Origin of the sequence: Rhizobium sp. CB3090, from assembly GCF_029714285.1 — a bacterium.
Taxonomy (GTDB): domain Bacteria; phylum Pseudomonadota; class Alphaproteobacteria; order Rhizobiales; family Rhizobiaceae; genus Rhizobium.
In genome coordinates this window covers 829008-848548 of record NZ_CP121662.1, presented here as the reverse complement: position 1 = coordinate 848548, position 19541 = coordinate 829008, and the positions used below count along the sequence as shown (strand labels likewise).

Annotated in this window: 19 protein-coding genes; 11 read left to right on the top strand and 8 right to left on the bottom strand. The window is 60.1% G+C overall.

Annotated features, from left to right (window positions below; translation table 11 throughout):
- Position 1 precedes the first annotated feature (1 nt).
- The 3 genes from QA646_RS04150 to QA646_RS04140 form a co-directional block, all read right to left on the bottom strand.
- Positions 2–2203, bottom strand: coding sequence for an RNA degradosome polyphosphate kinase (locus tag QA646_RS04150; RefSeq protein ID WP_283057776.1), 2202 nt, complete (start codon positions 2201–2203; stop codon positions 2–4).
- A gap of 77 nt (positions 2204–2280) precedes the next feature.
- Positions 2281–2994: a DnaA regulatory inactivator HdaA gene (gene hdaA, locus QA646_RS04145; RefSeq protein WP_283057774.1), complete on the bottom strand. Its 714-nt coding sequence runs from the start codon at positions 2992–2994 to the stop codon at positions 2281–2283.
- 1 nt (position 2995) lies between these two features.
- Positions 2996–4126, bottom strand: coding sequence for an AI-2E family transporter (locus QA646_RS04140; protein WP_283057773.1), 1131 nt, complete (start codon positions 4124–4126; stop codon positions 2996–2998).
- A gap of 222 nt (positions 4127–4348) precedes the next feature.
- On the opposite strand from QA646_RS04140, the gene purM reads away from it, so the two are divergent.
- Positions 4349–5422 carry a phosphoribosylformylglycinamidine cyclo-ligase gene (gene purM / locus QA646_RS04135; protein WP_283057772.1) on the top strand — a complete coding sequence of 358 codons (1074 nt, stop codon included), beginning with the start codon at positions 4349–4351 and terminating at the stop codon, positions 5420–5422.
- Positions 5419–6096 (top strand): phosphoribosylglycinamide formyltransferase, encoded by a 678-nt coding sequence (gene purN, locus QA646_RS04130; RefSeq protein ID WP_283057770.1) that lies wholly within the window; start codon positions 5419–5421, stop codon positions 6094–6096. The genes purM and purN overlap by 4 nt, the downstream gene beginning before the upstream one ends.
- Before the next feature lie 11 nt (positions 6097–6107).
- Here purN and QA646_RS04125 read toward each other — a convergent pair whose 3' ends face one another.
- The 3 genes from QA646_RS04125 to QA646_RS04115 form a co-directional block, all read right to left on the bottom strand.
- Entirely contained in the window at positions 6108–7277 is a 1170-nt protein-coding gene (locus QA646_RS04125; RefSeq protein ID WP_283057769.1) for an alpha-D-ribose 1-methylphosphonate 5-triphosphate diphosphatase, read from the bottom strand.
- Between the two features lie 148 nt (positions 7278–7425).
- Positions 7426–8019, bottom strand: a complete 594-nt coding sequence (locus tag QA646_RS04120; RefSeq protein WP_283057768.1) for an NUDIX domain-containing protein — start codon at positions 8017–8019, stop codon at positions 7426–7428.
- Complete coding sequence (locus tag QA646_RS04115) at positions 8016–10157, bottom strand: molybdopterin oxidoreductase family protein (protein WP_283057767.1); 2142 nt, start codon at positions 10155–10157, stop codon at positions 8016–8018. The genes QA646_RS04120 and QA646_RS04115 overlap by 4 nt, the downstream gene beginning before the upstream one ends.
- Positions 10158–10220: 63 nt before the next feature.
- Here QA646_RS04115 and QA646_RS04110 point away from each other — a divergent pair, with 63 nt between their 5' ends.
- Positions 10221–11072 (top strand): 23S rRNA (adenine(2030)-N(6))-methyltransferase RlmJ, encoded by an 852-nt coding sequence (locus QA646_RS04110; protein ID WP_283057766.1) that lies wholly within the window; start codon positions 10221–10223, stop codon positions 11070–11072.
- 31 nt (positions 11073–11103) lie between these two features.
- Positions 11104–11703, top strand: coding sequence for a glutathione S-transferase (locus QA646_RS04105; protein ID WP_283057764.1), 600 nt, complete (start codon positions 11104–11106; stop codon positions 11701–11703).
- 251 nt (positions 11704–11954) lie between these two features.
- On the opposite strand, the gene QA646_RS04100 is transcribed toward QA646_RS04105, so the two are convergent.
- The gene (locus tag QA646_RS04100; RefSeq protein ID WP_283057763.1) at positions 11955–12587 is read right to left on the bottom strand and encodes an outer membrane protein; all 633 of its coding nucleotides are present in this window, start codon (positions 12585–12587) and stop codon (positions 11955–11957) included.
- 360 nt (positions 12588–12947) lie between these two features.
- Between QA646_RS04100 and QA646_RS04095 the strand changes: the two genes are divergently transcribed.
- The 5 genes from QA646_RS04095 to QA646_RS04075 all read left to right on the top strand — a co-directional run bounded on the left by QA646_RS04095 (position 12948) and on the right by QA646_RS04075 (position 17513).
- Positions 12948–13715, top strand: coding sequence for an SDR family oxidoreductase (locus tag QA646_RS04095; protein ID WP_283057761.1), 768 nt, complete (start codon positions 12948–12950; stop codon positions 13713–13715).
- Complete coding sequence (gene uvrC / locus QA646_RS04090; RefSeq protein ID WP_283057760.1) at positions 13712–15754, top strand: excinuclease ABC subunit UvrC; 2043 nt, start codon at positions 13712–13714, stop codon at positions 15752–15754. Before QA646_RS04095 ends, uvrC begins: the two co-directional genes overlap by 4 nt.
- A gap of 210 nt (positions 15755–15964) precedes the next feature.
- On the top strand, positions 15965–16552 hold the full coding sequence (gene pgsA / locus QA646_RS04085) for a CDP-diacylglycerol--glycerol-3-phosphate 3-phosphatidyltransferase (protein WP_283057759.1): 588 nt from the start codon (positions 15965–15967) through the stop codon (positions 16550–16552).
- A complete protein-coding gene (gene moaD / locus QA646_RS04080; RefSeq protein ID WP_283057758.1) occupies positions 16552–16806 on the top strand; it encodes a molybdopterin converting factor subunit 1 in 255 nt (84 codons plus the stop codon). The genes pgsA and moaD overlap by 1 nt, the downstream gene beginning before the upstream one ends.
- A gap of 239 nt (positions 16807–17045) precedes the next feature.
- Positions 17046–17513 carry a molybdenum cofactor biosynthesis protein MoaE gene (locus QA646_RS04075; RefSeq protein WP_283057757.1) on the top strand — a complete coding sequence of 156 codons (468 nt, stop codon included), beginning with the start codon at positions 17046–17048 and terminating at the stop codon, positions 17511–17513.
- 3 nt (positions 17514–17516) lie between these two features.
- Here QA646_RS04075 and QA646_RS04070 read toward each other — a convergent pair whose 3' ends face one another.
- Positions 17517–18413 carry a branched-chain amino acid ABC transporter permease gene (locus QA646_RS04070; RefSeq protein ID WP_283057756.1) on the bottom strand — a complete coding sequence of 299 codons (897 nt, stop codon included), beginning with the start codon at positions 18411–18413 and terminating at the stop codon, positions 17517–17519.
- Between the two features lie 63 nt (positions 18414–18476).
- On the opposite strand from QA646_RS04070, the gene QA646_RS04065 reads away from it, so the two are divergent.
- Together QA646_RS04065 and QA646_RS04060 are read left to right on the top strand one after the other, a co-directional pair.
- Positions 18477–19028: a CGNR zinc finger domain-containing protein gene (locus QA646_RS04065; protein WP_283057755.1), complete on the top strand. Its 552-nt coding sequence runs from the start codon at positions 18477–18479 to the stop codon at positions 19026–19028.
- On the top strand, positions 19025–19534 hold the full coding sequence (locus QA646_RS04060; protein ID WP_283057754.1) for a hypothetical protein: 510 nt from the start codon (positions 19025–19027) through the stop codon (positions 19532–19534). Before QA646_RS04065 ends, QA646_RS04060 begins: the two co-directional genes overlap by 4 nt.
- The last annotated feature ends 7 nt before the right edge of the window (positions 19535–19541 follow it).

Genomic DNA, 19541 nt, shown 5'->3' with positions numbered 1-19541 from the left:
GTTATTTCTTGCGGCCTGACAACAGCCCGGCGATCAGTTTCGGCGCACTGGATTTCAAAGCTTCACCGCGGCCCGACAGGCTGGGATTGGTCATGAAATACTGCTGCGCGTTGAATGGCTCTTCACCCTTGCGCACCTCCATGCGCCGCGAAGTACCGTCCGGCAATATCTCGTAGCTCTGCTGATTGTCAATGATATTGCCCAGCATGATCTGCGAAAGCACTTGCTCATGCACGGTCTTATTGGTCAGCGGAACGAGAGTTTCGACGCGTCGGTCAAGGTTTCTTGGCATCATGTCGGCCGAGCCGATATAGACCAGCGCCTTCTCCGACGGCAGGCCCTGGCCATTGCCGAAGCAGAAGATGCGGCTGTGTTCGAGGAAGCGGCCGACGATGGACTTGACGCGGATATTCTCGGAAAGCCCCGGCACCTGCGGACGCAGGCAGCAGATGCCGCGAATGACGAGATCGATCTCGACGCCGGCGTTGCTCGCGCGATAGAGCGCATCGATGATGTCGGGGTCCACCAGCGAATTCATCTTCATCCAGATCGCCGCCGGCTGGCCGTTCTTTGCGTGCTCGATCTCCTCCTCGATGTGCTGGAGGATGCGCGGGCGCAGGGTATAGGGCGAAACTGCGATCTTCATGCCCTCTTCCGGCTCACCGTAACCTGTGATGAAGTTGAAGATATTCGCCATGTCGTGAGCGATCTTCGGGTCGCAGGTGAAATAGGACAGGTCGGTATAGATCTTGGCGGTGATCGGGTGATAGTTGCCGGTGCCGAGATGGCAATAGGTGCGCAGCTTTCCGTCTTCGCGGCGCACGACCATCGACATCTTCGCATGGGTCTTCAGCTCGATGAAGCCGAAGACGACCTGCACGCCGGCGCGTTCCAGATCGCGCGCCCAGCGGATGTTGGCCTCTTCGTCAAAACGAGCCTTGAGCTCGACCAGCGCCGTAACCGATTTGCCCATATCGGCAGCGTCGATCAGCGCCCGCACGATCGGGCTGTCGTTGGAGGTGCGATAGAGCGTCTGCTTTATCGCCAGAACGTCAGGATCGCGCGCAGCCTGGAGAAGGAACTGAACCACGACATCGAAGGATTCGTAGGGATGGTGGACCACCATGTCCTTTTCGCGGATCGCGGCAAAGCAATCGCCGGCATGTTCGCGGACGCGCTCAGGAAATCGGGCATTGTAGGGCTCGAAGCGCAGATCGTCGCGCGGTGCCTTGGCGATTTCGGACAGCGTGTTGAGGGCCAGCAGGCCGGGTAGAACGGCGATGCGGTTTTCCGGCACGTTCAGCGATTCCACCACGAACTGGCGCAGCTCAAGCGGCATTTCCGAGTCGGTCTCGATGCGGATCACCGAGCCACGGCGGCGGCGCTTCAGCGCCGTTTCGAAGAAACGCACCAGATCTTCGGCTTCTTCCTCGACTTCGATATCGCTGTCTCGGATGATGCGGAAGGTACCCGAACCCTTCACCTCGTAACCCGGATATAGCCGGTGAATGAAGATGTTCACCACATCTTCGAGCGTAATGTAGCGAATGACGTTGCTGGCGTCCGGCAAACGGACGAAGCGGTCAAGCGCCGGCGGCAGACGCAGCAGCGCCGTCATCGGCTCGCGGCCGTTCATGCTGTTCAGTTGCAGCGCGATCGAGAAGCCGAGGTTCGGAATGAACGGGAACGGATGCGCCGGATCGATGGAAAGCGGGGTCAGGACCGGGAAGATCGACTGCTCGAATTCGTTGGCAAGCCATTGCCGGTCGACTTCGGAAAGTGCCGGCGGGCGCACGATCAGAATGTCTTCCTTGGCAAGATACTGCTGCAGCACGGCTAGCGACGCCTGTTGCTCCATCTGCAGATTGTCGATTTCGCGCAGGATGTCGTCGAGCTGTTCGGCCGGTGTCTTGCCGTCCGGGGTACGCATTAAGATCTTTTGGCGGACCTGACCTTCGAGGCCGGCCACGCGCACCATAAAGAACTCATCGAGGTTGGCGGCGGAAATGGAGAGGAAACGAATGCGCTCCAGAAGCGGATGCGCCGTGTTCAGCGTTTCCTCAAGAACACGGCGATTGAACTGCAGCCAGGAGAATTCGCGATTGATGAAGCGCTCGGGGCTAGTCAGCAACTCGTTGATCGGCGGCGCGGCCTCCGGGACCTGCTGGTTGGCGTCCTGATGTTCCGTTAATGCCGAGTCCATGTTCCACCTGCCTCATCTTATAACCTTGCGCCACGTATAGCAGTTTGACGACGGAACTGTGACAGTTCACCCATCGCTCAATCGGCCGGGGCGGAATTACCCAATTCGTTCAAGACTTCAGCGGCCAAAATGCGTGTGATCCTGGTACCGCGACCGAGCGCGAGGCGGTCCAGCCGGTCGACGATCAACTGGGCGGCATTCAACGAGCGTTCCATGCGATTGACGATATAGAGAACAAGCTTGTCATCGATATAAAGCTGGCGGTCGGCGAAGAGCTTTACGATCACCTGCGATAACAATTCCTCGTCCGGCTCGCCGATCTCGACGACGGTCGCCGCCTTCAGCCGCGAGCGCAGATCAGGCAGCGTCACCGGCCAGGACATCGGCCAGAGCCTGCTGGTCATCAGCAAGCCCGTGCCGTTTTCCCTGACGCTGTTGATGACATGGAAAAGCTCGGTGTCGTCAAAGCCCAGGCGGTCGACATCCTCGAAGATGACCGGGCCGTTCGCAGCCACAACCGCTGCCCCGGAGCCGGCTTTCGGATGAATGGCGGTCGCGCCACTCCTCTCGCGCCAGATACTGGCGAGGTGCGACTTTCCTGAGCCGACCGGCCCGGCGAGGATAACCACCGGCGACGGCCAGTGCGGCCATGAATCGACGATCTTCACCGCCGCGTTCAGGGGATCGGCGACCAGCAAGTCGTCGCGGCCGGTCGCGGCATCGTGAGTAAAAGCCAGGGGTAGCTGTTCGGCGGGCTTCCACCTCAAATCAGCATTCTTCGCGTCGGTCATGCTATTTGTTCTCAGGATTGCCGGCCTTGGTTTTGCGCGTCTTCCCGACTTCCGAGTGTCCATAATAGAGGTCGCTCTGAAGGTAGCGCGAAAGGGCAAAGCGGACAAGGACGCCACAGGCGGCTGCGGCAGGAACGGCAACCAGCAGACCGACGAAACCGAAGAGCGCACCGAAGGCAAAAAGTGCGAACATCAGCCAGACCGGATGCAGGCCGACGCTTTCGCCGACCAGCTTCGGTTGCAGCACATTGCCCTCAAGGAACTGGCCGGTGAAGAAGACGGCGAGCGTCAGGCCGATCCAGAGATAGTCCGGCCAGAACTGCACCAGGGCGACACTCAACGCCAGGAAAAGGCCGACGAGTGAACCGACATAGGGGATGAAGCTTATCATGCCGGCGAACAGACCGATCAACAGGCCGAAGTTCAAACCGACCAGCGACAGGCCGACGCCGTAATAGACCCCCAGGATGATGCAGAGCGAGCCCTGGCCACGGATGAAGCCGGCGATCGCCTGATCCACCTCGCGGGCGATCTGGCGTACGGTCGAGACATGATCTCGCGGTATCCAGGCATCGACCTTGGCGATCATGCGGTCCCAGTCGAGCAATATATAAAAGGCGACAACCGGAGTGACGATCATCAGCGAAATGATGTTGACCAGTGCCTTGCCGGAACTCCATATCTGCGCAAACAGGCCGGCTACGAAGCTCAGCCCGTCCGACAGTATGCTGGAGAAGTTGTCCTTGATGGCACCGAGCTGATTGCGAATCCAATCCGGCAGCATCGTGGTCTGCGTATGGGCGATGAAATTCTGGAATTGCTGCACATAGCCCGGTATATGTTGAATGAAATCATTGAACTGATTGACGATGATCGGAATGAAGATCGTCAATGCCAGTGCAAAGACCAACACGAAGGCAACGAGGATCACCACTGTTGCCATGAAGCGGCTGAGACCGATCCGTTCCAGCCGATCGGCGATCGGATCGAGGAAATAGGCGACGGACATGCCGGCGATGAAGGGCAAGAGGATCGAGCTGAAGAGATAGAGAAAGACAATGAAGACGATGAGCACGATCACCCAGAAAGTGACCTGGCGCTTGAGGCTCGCCCCGCTGACTTGATGCTCCATCGACTTCCCCACTCTTCGCCGCCTGTCTGCCGCTCGCTTAGGACATAGGATGACGCCGCAATTATGGTCAAGCCTGCGGCCGGAAATCGGCCCTGGAGCGCTGTGAAGCGGGGAAAATCGAGGGTTTGCCTGCGCTGGCGCCTTGCATAAAGGTTTCTGTCATGCAATGGCGACCCGATTAAAATTGTTCCAGTTGGAACGATGGCCACCGGAGGCGAAAGCATGAGCCAGTCTGGAAAAAACGGTCTGACCTATAGCGACGCGGGCGTCGATATCGATGCCGGCAATCTGCTTGTCGAAAAGATCAAGCCGGCGGTTCGCTCGACCCGCCGCCCCGGCGCCGACGGCGAAATCGGCGGCTTCGGCGGCCTCTTCGACCTGAAGGCCGCGGGCTTCACCGACCCGGTGCTGGTGGCCGCTAATGACGGCGTCGGCACCAAGCTGAAGATCGCCATCGACGCGAATTATCATGACACCGTCGGCATCGATCTCGTTGCGATGTGCGTCAACGATCTCGTGGTGCAAGGCGCCGAGCCGCTGTTCTTCCTCGACTATTTTGCGACCGGCAAGCTCGATCCCGATCAGGGTGCTGCCATCGTCGGCGGCATTGCGGCTGGCTGCCGTGAGGCGGGCTGCGCGCTGATCGGCGGCGAGACGGCGGAAATGCCGGGCATGTATTCCGATGGCGATTATGATCTCGCCGGCTTTGCCGTGGGCGCGGCCGAGCGCGGGCAGCTTCTGCCCTCCGGAGACATTGCCGAGGGCGACGTCATTCTCGGCCTCGCGTCCTCCGGTGTTCACTCGAATGGCTTTTCGCTGGTGCGTAAGATCGTCAGCCTCTCCGGCCTTGGTTGGGACGCGCCTGCCCCCTTTGCCGATGGCAAGGTGCTCGGCGAAGCCTTGCTGACGCCGACGCGCATCTATGTGAAGCCGCTTTTGAAGGCGATCCGCGAGACACGTGCCGTCAAGGCCCTCGCCCATATCACCGGCGGCGGCTTCCCGGAGAATATTCCGCGGGTACTGCCGAAGCATCTTGCCGCCGAGATCGACCTTGCCGCCGTCAAGGTGCCGCCGGTCTTCTCCTGGCTCGCCAAGACAGGCGGCGTCGAAGCCAAGGAAATGCTGCGCACCTTCAACTGCGGCATCGGCATGATTGCCGTCGTCGCGGCCGAGAATGTCGATGCCGTCCGGGCAGCACTTGAGGCCGAAGGTGAAAGCATCGTCACGCTGGGCCGTATGATCGCTCGCGACGAAGGTGCCGCCGGCACCGTCTACAAGGGTACGCTGGCAATATGAGTTCAAGCCGCAAACGCGTCGTCGTCTTCATCTCGGGCAGCGGCTCCAACATGATGGCGCTGGTCAAGGCTGCGGCGGCTTCGGATTATCCGGCCGAAATCGTCGGCGTGATTTCCGACAAAGCAGATGCGGGCGGTCTGACGAAAGCCTCTGCAGAGGGCATCTCCACCTTTGCCTTCGTGCGCAAGGATTTTGACAGCAAGGATGCGCATGAGGAGGCGATCCTCGCGCAGCTTGATGCGCTGGCGCCCGACATCATCTGCCTTGCCGGTTATATGCGCCTGCTCTCCGGCCGCTTCATCCAGCGCTATGAAGGCCGGATCATCAACATCCACCCGTCGCTGCTGCCGCTTTTCCCCGGCCTGCACACGCATCAGCGCGCCATCGACGCGGGCCAGCGGATCGCCGGCTGCACCGTGCATTTCGTCACCGAGGGCATGGACGAAGGCCCGGCGATCGGCCAGGCTGCCGTGCCGGTGCTGACCGACGATACGGCCGAAACGCTTGCCGCCCGCGTGCTGACGATCGAGCACCAGCTCTATCCGCAGTCGCTGCGGCTGCTGGCTGAGGGCAAGGTGCGCATGGAGGGTGGCAAGGCAATTGCCGCCGCCAAAACACCCGTCGCCCGCGGGCCTCAAATCATGTCACTACTCGGTGATATCGACCAGATCTAACAGCGTTTCCTTTACGCAGCCATTACCATCAACGGATGCAGCGTGCCGTCGCTGTAGACGACGCGGCCGTTGCGGAAGGTTGCGCGGATGCGGTGAACAGCGCCATGCTCGACGGCCACCAGATCGGCCTTCTGGCCGACGGCGATCTCGCCGCGATCCGTGAGTCCCGCCGCCCGCGCGGCATTGGCCGTCGCCATGGCCACGGCTGCCAGGAGACCGCCATTGACGACGTCGGCGATCTTGAAAATCGCCGGGACGAAAGCGGCCGGGTGATAATCGGCGGCGATGATGCCAAGCAGGCCGGCGCCGGCGGCATCGAGCGCACTCAGATTTCCGGACATGGATTGGCCGCGCAAAGCATTCGGCGCGCCCATCAGCGTCCAGAGGCCGCGACGGCGGGCCTCTTCGGCGGCCGGCAGCGTCACCGGGAATTCGCTGATCGTGACACCGAGATCGAACATTTCGGCCACCTTTTCCGCGCTGTCATCGTCATGCGAGGCGAGCGAAAGCCTGTGCTTCAAGGACAGGCCGACGATATCGCGAAGCTTGTGTTCGATAGCCGGGTCCTGCCGCATCGCGATGCGGCGTGCCAGCACTTCCTCGGCAGCTTCGCGGGTGATGCCGCGGCGCTCGGACATGCTGAGGATATAACTTTCGATATTGTTGTATTGCCCCTGCCCCGGCGTATGGTCCGTCAGCGACACCATATCGACGAAACCATCTTCCAGCAGCCGCTCCAGCGTCGGCGCCGCGCCGACATTGGTGATCTCGTAGCGGGCATGGACGCGATGGTCGATTAGCAGATGGTCTCTTAGGCTGTTGATGCCCTTGATCACCGCCGAGGTGGTTTCCAGCGAGCGCACGTGCCCGTAGACGCTTTCGGTGGCGAAGGAGACGGCGGCATAGGCGGTGGTGACACCGGCTGCCGCGAGTTTCTTGTCGAGTTCATGGATACCGAAATCGATCGGCATCGTCGCATTCGGCCGCGGCGCGATTTCGCGCTCGATCATGTCGCCGTGCAGATCGACGAAGCCCGGCATCAGCAGCCGTCCGCCGCCATCGAACGTCGCAGCCTCCACCAGCTCGGGCCGGATCTCAGCGATCACGCCATCCTCGATGCGAACAGAGCCTTGATCGACGACTTCACCGGGAAGAACGAGCGTGAAATTGCTGAGCCACATCGGCTTTCTCCTGAAATAGCATCAATCGTTTTGGAGGTATGGTGGTCCGGCCCTATTCCGGTGAGCGCTCCTCGGTAGTCGCGATTCGTGACATCATAATGAAAGCTACGGCATCGATTTTGACAGCGCCTGCACGCTTCTGGGCGGCCTATTTCAGGCTTGCCTTGTTCAACATTGCCCATTGCAGCAGCATGATCGTCTTGGCGTCGTAGATTTCGCCCGCTTCGATCATCGCCATGGTTTCGGCAAGCGGCACTTCGAGCACCTCGATATCCTCGTGCTCGTGGGCGAGCCCGCCGCCGTTGCCGATGCGGTCCGTGGTATCGACCACAGCGGCAAAGAAATGGATGATCTCAGTGATGGCGCCCGGCGAGGTGAATGCTTTGAACAGAAAGCGGACATCACGAACACGGAAGCCGGTTTCCTCCATTGCCTCGCGGCGGATCGCCTCTTCCGGATGATCGCCATCGAGCAAGCCGGCGGGCACTTCGATCATCCAGGCGGGAAAGCCGGTGAGATGGGCCGGCAAACGGAATTGCCGCACGAGGATGACCTTTTCGCGCTTAGGATCATAGAGCAGGATGCAGGCGGCCGGCGTGCGGTGATAGATTTCCCGCTTTACCCGATGCGTGTCGCCCGTCGAATCCGTGTAGTCGATGTCGAAGGTGCTGAGCCGCGTCCATTGGTCGGAAAGCGTCTTCTCGCTGACGATCTCGACCTTCGCCTTGTCGAACTTGTTCATGCTCTACCCTTCCGCAACCACACCTTGTTATCGTGGACGGCCGCGCCGCCATAGGGAGCGACAGGATCGGCACCGGTCAGAACATTGATCCCTTCGCCATCGACATGCGCCTTGTTCGGCCACAGCCCCTCGGCAATCAGCACGCCCGGCTTCACTTCGGTGGTGATGCGCGCATGGATGCGGATATCGCCTCTGAGATTGCCGAGCTGAACGAGGTCGCCATGGGCGATGCCCAACGCTGCGGCGTCCGCCGGATTAATCATCACTTCCGGGCGGCCTTCCTTCTGGCGAGAGGTCTTCGTTTCCGAAAAGCTCGAATTCAAGAAATTGCGCGACGGCGATGTGGCAAGCCGGAACGGATGATCGGGATCTGCAACTTCGATGACGTCGACCTGGTCCGGAAACTGCGGGAGCTCGATATGGGGGCCGAGCAGACCGACAGCTTCCGGCGGCCGGTTCGGAGCCGGCTGGTTGACCCAATCCGGACGGAAGCGGAACTTGCCGTCGGGATGAGCGAAACCATTGAGGAAATGCGCCTCCTCAAAAACCGGCTGGCGATCGAACCATTTATGCTCAAGGAAATGATCGTAATCCGGCAGGCCGCTTCGCTCCAGAATGCGGTCGATCATCTCGCGGGCTGAAAACCCGAAACCGGGGCGGTCGGCGACGCCGAGGCGCTTGGCCAGTTCCTCGATGACGAAGAGATTGCTGCGAACCGCCGGCGGCGGCTCGACCAGCTTCGGGCCAAGCAGGATATGGTTCTGCCCGCCGGCGCGGTAGATGTCGTCATGCTCAACGAACATGGTGGCGGGGATGACGATATCGGCCATTTCAGCGGTGTCGGTCATGAATTGTTCATGCACGGCAACGAAAAGATCGTTGCGGGCAAAGCCGCGCTTCACCAGTCGCTGTTCCGGCGCGATGTTCACCGGGTTGGTGTTCTGGATCAGCATGGCGGTCACCGGGCCGCGGTGGCGCAAAGCGACGGCGTCGCCGGTCAAAGCCCGACCGATCTGCGACTGGTCGATCATACGGATATCCGAGTCCAGCATCGACCGGCCCGTCAGCTCGCTCGCGTCCATGCGAAAAATATCGCTGTTGGAATGGAACGCACCGCCGCCCTCATATTGCCAGGAGCCGAGGACCGTGGCGATCGAGGCCGCCGCGTGCATCGCGACCGCACCGTTGCGTTGCCGGGTAAAGCCATAGCCGAGGCGGAAATAGGTCTTCTTTGTCGTGCCGACGAGCTTGGCGAAGGCTTCGATCTCATCGACGGACAGGCCGGTGATCGCAGCCGCCCATTCCGGCGTCTTCGTCTTCAGATGCTGCTCAAGGCCGGTCGGATCGTCGGCATACTTGGCCATGTAAGCCCGATCGGCATGACCGTCGCGGAAGGCGATGTGCATCACGGCGCAGGCGAGCGCGGCATCGGTGCCCGGCTTGACGATCAGCGCCATGTCGGCCTGCTTCATCGTCGGATTGTCGTAGATATCGATGACGACGATCTTGGCGCCGCGCTCCTTGCGCGACTTCACCGCATGCGTCATCACATTGACCTGGGTCGAGACCGCGTTGGTGCCCCAGATGACCACGCAATCGGTGTAGCCCATCTCACGCGGATCGGGGCCGCGCAGCGTACCCGTCGCCATGGTGAAGCCCGTCCAGGCCGGGTTGGTGCAGATCGAGGAAAAGAAGCCGGAATATCGCTTCGCATGCCGCAGCCGATTGATGGAATCACGCTGAACCCAGCCCATGGTGCCGGCGTAATAATAGGGCCAGATCGCCTCGCTGCCGTCTTTTGCCTCAGCCTTGACGAAGGCATTGGCGATTTCGTCCAGCGCGTCGTCCCAGGAGATCTCCTGCCAGCGGCCCTCTCCCTTGGCGCCGGCGCGGCGCAGCGGCTTTATCAGCCGGTCCGGATGGTAGAGCCGCTCGGCATAGCGGGCGACCTTGGCGCAGATGACGCCCGACGTGTAGGAATGGTCGCCCGCGCCGCGCACGCGGCCGATCCGGCCATCCTCCGTCAAATCGATCTCCAACGCGCAGGTGGAGGGACAGTCATGCGGACAGGCTGTGTGTCCGATCCGCGATTTGGCGTGAATAGGGGTCGCAATGTTCATGGCCTTTGTATATTTCATGCCCTGTCCGGCCAAAAGGCATAATCTGGCCCATCGCAACAATTCATGCGGACTTCACCGACAATGAACTATCGGCATATCTACCACGCGGGCAATTTCGCCGATGTGCTGAAGCACGCGGTACTTGCCCGCCTCGTCCGCTATCTGCAGAACAAGGACAAGGCCTTCCGTGTCCTCGACACCCATGCCGGTATCGGGCTCTACGATCTCTCTTCGGAAGAAGCGCAGAAGACCGGCGAGTGGCGAGACGGGATCGGCCGGCTGCTGGAGGCCGAGCTCGTGCCGCAAGTGGCCGATCTGCTGGAGCCCTATCTCACCGCGGTCCGGGAACTCAATCCTGAAGGCGGCCTGCGGTTCTACCCCGGCTCACCGAAGCTTGCCCGCATACTGTTTCGCCCACAGGACCGGCTATCCGCAATGGAGCTGCATCCGGAGGATTTCCAGCGGCTGCATCGGTTGTTCGAGGGCGATCATCATGCGCGTATCACCGAACTCGACGGCTGGCTGGCGCTCGGCGCGCATCTGCCGCCGAAGGAGAAGCGTGGCATCGTGCTCGTCGATCCGCCTTTCGAGGAGGACGGCGAATATGAGCGGCTGGTGGACGGCCTTGCGAAGGCCTGGCGACGCTTTCCCGGCGGCACCTATTGTCTGTGGTATCCCCTCAAGAAGGATGCGCCGATCAAGGCTTTTCACGAGACTCTGCAGGCACTGGAGATTCCGAAGATGCTTTGCGCCGAGCTGACGGTCAAAAGCGATCGCGGCTTCACCGGACTGACCGGCTCCGGCCTCATTATCGTCAACCCACCCTTCACGCTGAAGGACGAGCTGCATGCATTGCTGCCGGCCCTGAAGGATATGCTGGCGCAGGACCGCTTCGCCTCGCAACGCGCCTTCTGGCTGCGCGGCGAACATTGATATTTCGTTCGCACATTACATAGGTGATCCCATGAAGCTTCTCTGCTCGCCCCCTTCCCCCTTCTCCAGCAAGGTGCGGATGGCAGCCCGCTATCTCGGCATCGACCTCACCGAAATCCACGTCGACACCAATGCCGGTCCGGCCGTGCTGGTCGACAACAATCCGCTCGGCAAGATCCCGACGCTGCTGACGGAAGACGGCGTGTCGATCTTCGACAGTCGCGCCATCATGCATCATTTCCATCGGCAGAAGGGCAAGAGGCTTTATCCTGCGAAGGATAGCAAGCGCATCGACGCCGAGGTGCTGGAAGCGCTTTGCGACGGCACCAGCGAATGCCTCTTGTCGATCGTTTACGAGCGGCGCCTGCGCGATCAGGAGAAGCAGCACCAGCCTTGGATCGACCGGCAGTGGACGAAGGTGAGCCGCACGCTCGCCCATCTCAATGCCGAACCGCCAAAGATTGGCAAGAAGCTGCACGGCGGACATTTCGCACTCGCTTCCCTATTGGGCTATCTGCAACTTCGCTTCGAGGGACAATGGGAAGCGGACCACGCTGACCTGATCGATTGGGCAGGCAAGTTCGAAAAGCACTTTCCGGATTATCAGGCGATGAAACCGCAGCAGGCTTAAAGCTCGTCGCGATCTTTCAGATTCGCTCCGACGCTTTAGCTCTTTGTTTTTGCATGTCGTTCTCGCAAAACCGCCGCACACTTTTGCGCGACATGCATTAGCTCTGGCAGACTGCCTCAGTCTTCCCGAAATCGACGAAAACGCGCCGCCTCGACGGACTTTCCGAAGGACGCGCTTAAATATTCAGAACCGTGAAACGGAAAAAGCCGGGGCGCAAACCCCGGCTTTCGTCAGATTATGCCATCAAATTATCAGAACTTGACGCCGATACCGACCTTGACGCTCTGCTCGTCATAGCCGCGCGAGAAGCTGCCGGAGTCGAGGTTGAAATTCTTCTTGCCGTAGTCGGTGTAACGGTATTCGAGACGAGCCGTGATGTTGTTCGTCAAGAATGTTTCAGCGCCGGCGCCGACCGTGTAACCGACAGCCGTCTTGCTTTCGGACGAGGTAGCGTCTTCGAGCTTGTTCTGGCCGATTGCCAGACCGGCGGTGCCGTACAGCATGAACGGGTTGAAGTCGTAACCGATACGGCCGCGAACCGAGCCGTTTACGCCGTTCTTGGCAGTGAGGCCATTGCGGGTCGAGTCGGAGTCGGCATAGCCAAGGTCACCTTCAACACCGTATACGATCTGGCCCTGCTGCCAATTGTAGCCGGTGAAGGCCTGGCCGCCGAAGCCATAGGAGTTGCCGTTATGGTTGAAGTGACCGGCATTCCAGTCGCCAGCGCCACCGATGTAGAAACCGGACCAGTTGTTGACGGCCGGCGGAGCTTCCTGAGCGACGGGCGGCTGCGGAACCTGCTCCACAGCATCGGCTGCATGAGCCGCGGTGAAGCCACCGAGAGCAAAACCAGAGACCATAAGGGTCGTGATGAGAGTACGCATACTTTTCTCCTTTCAGTCCCGTGTTCTTCGTCTACTGTTGACCTCGAAGCACCACGAGCAATTACAAGATGTCCCTCCCGGATCGGGACTGAAATTGGAATGCAATTGAGGAATTCGAAGAGCTAAAATATGATATCATTGTGGCACAGACATGGCTGAATTTCGATGTTGCTTCAGCGCAACAGAGGAATTGTTAACCATAATGAGCGGTTAAAGCAGGTATACTTATTTTTATCGAAATATAACTGAAGTTTTACGCAAGTTGCTTCTGCCGAGCGCCGTACAGAAGCACCTTTTCATATGGTGTATCGACGCCCTATATGAGTGCCAGTTGGGTAACGGCGACGAAAAGGCGACATCTTGAGCCAGGAAAAACTACGCACCGCGCTGATAACAGGTGCATCAAAAAGAATAGGCCGGGCGATCGCAGAGGATTTGTCGGCTAACGGCTTTGCGGTGGCGCTGCATGCCAATCAATCGCTGGACGAGGCGGCCGAAGTCGTGGCGAAATTGCGGCAACAAGGCAAAAAGGCGGTGGCGATCAAGGCCGACCTGCAAAATTCGGCGGAGACATCGACGCTGATCGAAAGGGCCGTTGCTGAGCTGGGACCGCTGGATCTTCTCGTCAACAACGCCTCCGTTTTCCGGGGCGATTCTGCCGATCTTTTCGATGCCGAGGCTTTCGATGCGCATTTTGCCGTGCATGTCCGCGCGCCCTCTATCCTCGCTGCGGATTTCGCGCGGCAGCTTCCGAAGGGTATCCCGGGGGTGATCGTCAATATTATCGACCAGCGCGTCTGGGCGCTGAACCCGCGCTTCTATTCCTATACGCTGTCGAAGGCTGCCCTGTGGACGGCGACCCAGACGATGGCGCAGAGTTTTGCGCCTGATATCCGGGTCAATGCCATCGGTCCCGGTCCGACGGTGCGCAGCGTCCGCCAGACGGAAGAGGACTTCCAGGCGCAAATCGATGGGCTCATATTGAAGGTGGCGCCCGGGCTTGAGGAATTCGGTCGCACCGTCCGCTTTCTTTTTGACACGCCTTCGATCACGGGCCAAATGATAGCGCTCGATGGCGGCCAGCATCTTGCCTGGGAAACGCCTGACGTGTCGGAGAGCATGGAATGAACGGACGAAAGCTGCCCGACGGCGGCATTCTCTATGACGAATCAGAAGACATTGAAGACGACGTCGAGGTGGAAGGCGATGCCGGCGCCTCCCCCGTCGTGCCTGTCGACTGGAACGAAGGCGGCAAGAACGAAACCGGTCTTCGGGGCGCCGAGCTGATCGCGGAATTCGTCAAGCGCCTGCCGAACAATCCCGGCGTCTACCGCATGTTCAATGAAGACGGCGACGTGCTCTATGTTGGCAAGGCCCGCAGCCTGAAGAAGCGCGTCGCCAACTATGCGATGGGCCGTGTGCATTCCAACCGCATCGCCCGCATGGTGCGCGAAACCGCCAATATGGAGTTCGTCACCACCCGCACCGAGACCGAAGCACTGCTGCTGGAAGCGAATCTGATCAAGCGCTTACGGCCGCGCTTCAATGTATTGCTGCGGGACGACAAGTCCTTTCCCTATATTCTCATTACTGGCGATCATCGGGCGCCGGCGATCTTCAAGCATCGCGGCGCGCGGGCCCGCAAGGGTGAATATTTCGGCCCCTTCGCCTCAGCGGGCGCCGTCGGCCGCACTATCAATTCGCTGCAGCGCGCCTTTCTGATCCGCACCTGCACCGACAGCGTTTTCGAGACGCGCACGAGGCCCTGCTTGCTCTATCAGATCAAGCGCTGCTCGGGGCCTTGTACGCGCGAAATCAGCGATGAGGGCTATGCCGAGCTGGTGCAGGAGGCGAAGGACTTCCTTTCCGGCAAAAGCCAGAACGTCAAGGCGCACATGGCGGAAGCCATGAACGCTGCCGCCGAAGACCTCGATTTCGAGCGCGCAGCCGTCTATCGCGACCGGCTGGCGGCACTGTCGCATGTGCAGAGCCATCAGGGCATCAATCCTGCCGGGGTAGATGAAGCCGATATCTTCGCTATCCATCACGAGGGCGGCATCTCCTGCATCCAGGTCTTCTTCTTCCGCACCGGGCAGAACTGGGGCAACCGCGCCTATTTCCCGAAGGCCGATCCTTCGCTTTCCGGCGCCGAAGTGCTGAACGCGTTTCTGGCGCAGTTCTATGACGACAAACCGGTGCCGAAGCAGATCCTGCTATCGGAGACGGTCGAGGAGATCGAGCTGCTGGCGGCAGCGCTTAGCGAAAAGGCGGGTCACAAGGTCATGATCCTGGTGCCGCAGCGTGGCGAGAAGCGCGATCTGGTCGATCATGTCGTCGCCAATGCCCGCGAGGCGCATGGCCGCAAGCTTGCCGAGACCGCCTCGCAATCGCGGCTGCTCGAAGGCTTCAAGGAGACATTTCAGCTTCCCTATGTGCCGCAGCGCGTCGAGATCTACGATAACTCGCACATCATGGGCACGAATGCGGTCGGCGGCATGGTGGTGGCCGGACCGGAAGGGTTCGTTAAAGGCCAATACCGCAAGTTCAACATCAAATCGACCGACATCACGCCTGGCGACGATTTCGGCATGATGCGCGAAGTCATGACCCGGCGCTTCTCCCGCCTTTTGAAGGAAGAGGGAAAGCCAGATCGAAACCTCGACGCAGAGACCGTAGCCGTCGACGCAGCGGATCGACCCTTCCCCGCCTGGCCGGACGTGATCCTCATCGATGGCGGCCAAGGGCAGATGATGGCGGTGCGCGCCATTCTCGAAGAGCTCGGAATTACCGACAGCGTCATCGCCATCGGCGTCGCCAAGGGTGTCGACCGCGATGCCGGACGCGAACGCTTCTTTGCGCCAGCCCGCGAGAGCTTCACCCTGCCGCCGCGAGATCCCGTGCTCTACTTCATTCAGCGTATGCGCGACGAGGCGCATCGCTTCGCCATCGGCTCGCACCGGGCGCGACGCAAGAAGGAGATGGTGAAAAACCCGCTGGATGAAATCGGCGGAATCGGCCCGTCTCGCAAGCGGGCGCTGCTGCAGCATTTCGGCACCGCCAAGGCGGTGTCGCGCGCTGCGCTCTCCGACCTGATGGCAGTCGAAGGCATTTCCGAAGCGGTAGCGCGGCAGGTCTACAACCATTTTCACGAGGACGCCGCGAAATAGGAAAAGCTGGTCGCAAATTCCACGCAATGACGATGAAAAAACAGAAACAATATTGACGGCAAGCTCCTCAAACCGCCATCTAGGGCATGGTCCCAAGAGGTGCGGAACGGTTTTTGGATAAGATCATGCTAAATCAAATAGCTGGAACGAAATAACGCCTTGGGGAAGGCCATTTTGGTCCGCTGAAACAACTGAAACGAAACGATTTCCATGGCTTCGCGCGCATATAGCATTCCCAATCTGCTCACTTATGGCCGCATTCTCTGCGTGCCCTTGATCGTCCTGTGCTTCTTCATCGAAGGAAAACTGGAAGGCTCTGATTTTGCGCGATGGGTCGCGCTCTGGATCTTCATCGTCGCCTCGATCACCGACTTCCTGGATGGCTATCTCGCGCGCATCTGGAACCAGACCTCGAATATCGGCCGCATGCTCGACCCGATCGCCGACAAGCTGCTGGTCTCTGCGATCCTGCTGCTGGTGGCCGCCGATGGCACGATCGCAGGCTGGTCGCTTTGGGCTGCCATCATCATTCTTTGCCGCGAAATCCTCGTCTCGGGCTTGCGTGAGTATCTGGCGGCGCTGAAGGTCAGCGTGCCGGTGACCCGCATAGCCAAATGGAAGACGACCGCTCAGCTCGTCGCCATCGCCTTCCTGCTGGCTGGGCCGGCAGGCGACAAGGTGCTACCCTATACGACGGAGATCGGCATCGTCCTGCTCTGGGTCGCAGCGCTGCTGACCATCTATACCGGCTATGATTATTTCCGCGCCGGTTTGAAACATGTCGTGGATGAGGAATGATGACGAAACTCGTCTATTTCGCCTGGGTGCGCGAACGGATCGGCAAGGGTGAGGAAGAGATTTCCCTCCCTGCAGATGTCGTGACCGTCGGCGATCTCTTGAGTCATTTGAGGAGCTTGGGAGAAGAATATGAAGCCGCGCTTCAGTTTCCAGAGGCGATCCGCGTTGCCATCGATATGGAACATGCCGATCATGATGAACCGGTCTTCGGCGCCAAGGAGATCGGGCTGTTTCCGCCGATGACTGGTGGGTGAGATATGGTTGCTTCGCGGAGGTTGGAAGAGGCTTTACCTTCTCCCCAGCGGGGAGAAGGATGCGCGCTAGCGCAGGTTGAGGGGGCGTCGCACCGTAAGACTGCCTTTCGCTTGCCGCTCAAGGCCTCGGCGCTCCGCTCCTCGCCCCCCTCATCCGCCCTATCGGGCACGAACCAGGGTCGAGCCACTGGTCTCGACCCGTCCTTCGGACCCCCGGTGGGGAGAAGGGGGACAGGCCAATGATTTTACCATTCGTCAAAGTCCAGCGAGAGGATTTCGACCTCCAAACCGAAATCGACCGCCTGACGGAAGGGCGTCATGATATCGGCGCGGTCGTCACCTTTTCCGGCCTCTGCCGCGACGAGGGCGGAGCGCTCGACGCTCTGGAACTCGAGCATTATCCCGGCATGGCGGAAGCGGAGATTACCCGGATCGCGACGCTCGCCATCGAGCGATTCGATCTTCGCGGCCTGACCGCCATCCATCGCTACGGCAAAATTGCGCCTGGAGAAAACATCGTTCTCGTCGTGGCCACCGCCTCGCATCGGCAGGCAGCCTTTGACGGCGCCAATTTCGTCATGGATTTCCTGAAGACTTCGGCGCCGTTCTGGAAGAAGGAACATGCGAAAGACGGGAAAGAGGGCGATTGGGTTTCGGCCAAGGATGCGGACGATGCCGCGCGCGCCAAGTGGGCGGATAAGGACTGATCCTTACGGAACCACACGCTCCCGCCGGCTTAACACCAGCAGCAGGACGAGCAGCGAGAAGATCACGAAGTCGCGCCACAGGAACGGTCCGTAGGCGCCCCACATGGTCTCGAACAGGCCGAGCAACGCCGCGCCGCCAGCCGATTTCAGCGGATCGGAATAGCCGCCGACAGCGGCTATCATCAGCACCTTCAGCCCAAACATCAGCCCGGCGCCGAAATCCATCGTGCCGTAATAGCAGGTCGCGAGCAGGCCGCAGGCGGTTGCGACCAATGCCGAGGCGACATAAGCCAGCAGAAAGACGCGATTGGCACTCGTGCCGCAAAGCTCGGCCGCCAGCGCATCATCCGTCACCGCCCGCCAGACACGGCCCCATCCGGTATATCTCAGCACATAGGTGCCGCCGAGGATCACCAGAACCATCAGCGCCGTATTGAGGAGCTGGATCTCGGTCAACGTGACCCGGAAATTGCCGCTATCCCAGAAGACGATCATGCCGTTCAGGAAAGGCGGCAGCCAGATACCGCGCGTATTGGAGGCCAACCGCGCCGTTTCCATCAATATGATCATCATGCCAAGTGCTGCGACGATGATCGTGTTGGGCGATTTGCGCGACAGCGGCAGCATGACCGAGCGGCCGATGAGAAAGCTCGTCCCCAGCGTATAGGTAATTGCGATGGCGCCGCCGAAGGCGAGTGCGGCCGGCAGAATGAGAAACATCCTCGTGTAGCCGACATCGGTGAACAGGACCAACATCTGGCCGGAAAAGGCGAAAAGCGCGCCATAGGTGATATCGGCCCGCTTCATCACACCGAACGCGACAGCATAGCCGAAAGCCAGCGCCGCATAGAGTGCTGCGAGCGGAACCGCATTCGCCAATTGCTGCAGGAGATAGGCCATAGAACCTCCGGATATCACGAATAGTAACTAGTAAAATCCATTTTACCAGTTATAATTTTGGGCATGAGCTTTTCCTGGACCCCACACCGGTTTTCCGGCGGCGCGCTGGCGCTGGACGTCGCCAACAGCGTCATAATGCGCCATGACGACGAGCGACGCATCGATCGTTTTGAGGCGCCGGGGCAGATGGAGAGTTTTCCGAAAGCGGCCGCGAATTTCTGCGCCGAGCGGGCCTTGTTCGGCGATATCTTGCCGGTGCGTCAGGAGAATAAATCCGGCTTTATCGATCTGCGTGAGGCGATCGACGGCTATTTTCGCGCCCGCATTCTCGACCGCGATGCCGACGCGCTGCTCGCCGATCTGCTGGAGGCGCAGTCGACGGTACTGCGGCGGGCCGCCTCGCCCGATGGGCTCGATGCCGCGACCGTGCATTCGACGCTGCGGCTCATTGCCATGCCCGATCCGGACCGCATGAAAATCTGCCGCAACTGCGGCTGGCTGTTTATCGACCGTAGCAAGAACAAGAGCCGGGCCTGGTGCGACATGGCGGTCTGCGGCAACCGCGCCAAGGCGAACCGGCATTATCGCCGCAAGAAGGAGGAGAGTGCACCATGAGAACCCAGGCAATCGTTTTGATGGCCGCAATTGCGGGCCTTGCGCTTGCCGGTTGCCAGCGGCAGGCCGAAAACGGCCCGACCGAACTCAGCGGCCGGCTCTTCGTCTTCGACTATCGTGTCGCAACCGCGAACTACGTGATCACGCTGAAAAAGATCGCGCCGATCCCGGAAGGGACGACGGCGGTCGCGGAATTCGAGAATCCGATGGGTGGCGATCCCCTGGTAGTGCGGGAAAAGATATATACGTTCTGGGACAAGATCACGCTCGAAAGTCCGGATCTGCGCTGCGTGCGCAAGGACCGCCCCTATTCCGTCTCGATCAAGCTGGTCGATGCCAAAGACAAGACGATCCAGACCATCAAGACTGAGGTGAAATCCGATCTCGATCAGACCGTGCTGCCGACAAGGGCGCTCGTGGTCGGCCCGGGCTACACGAAAAACCCGGATGTCTTCAAAGCCGATGGCAGCATCGACTATGGGCATGACGAGGCCTGTCCTGCATGAAAAAGCC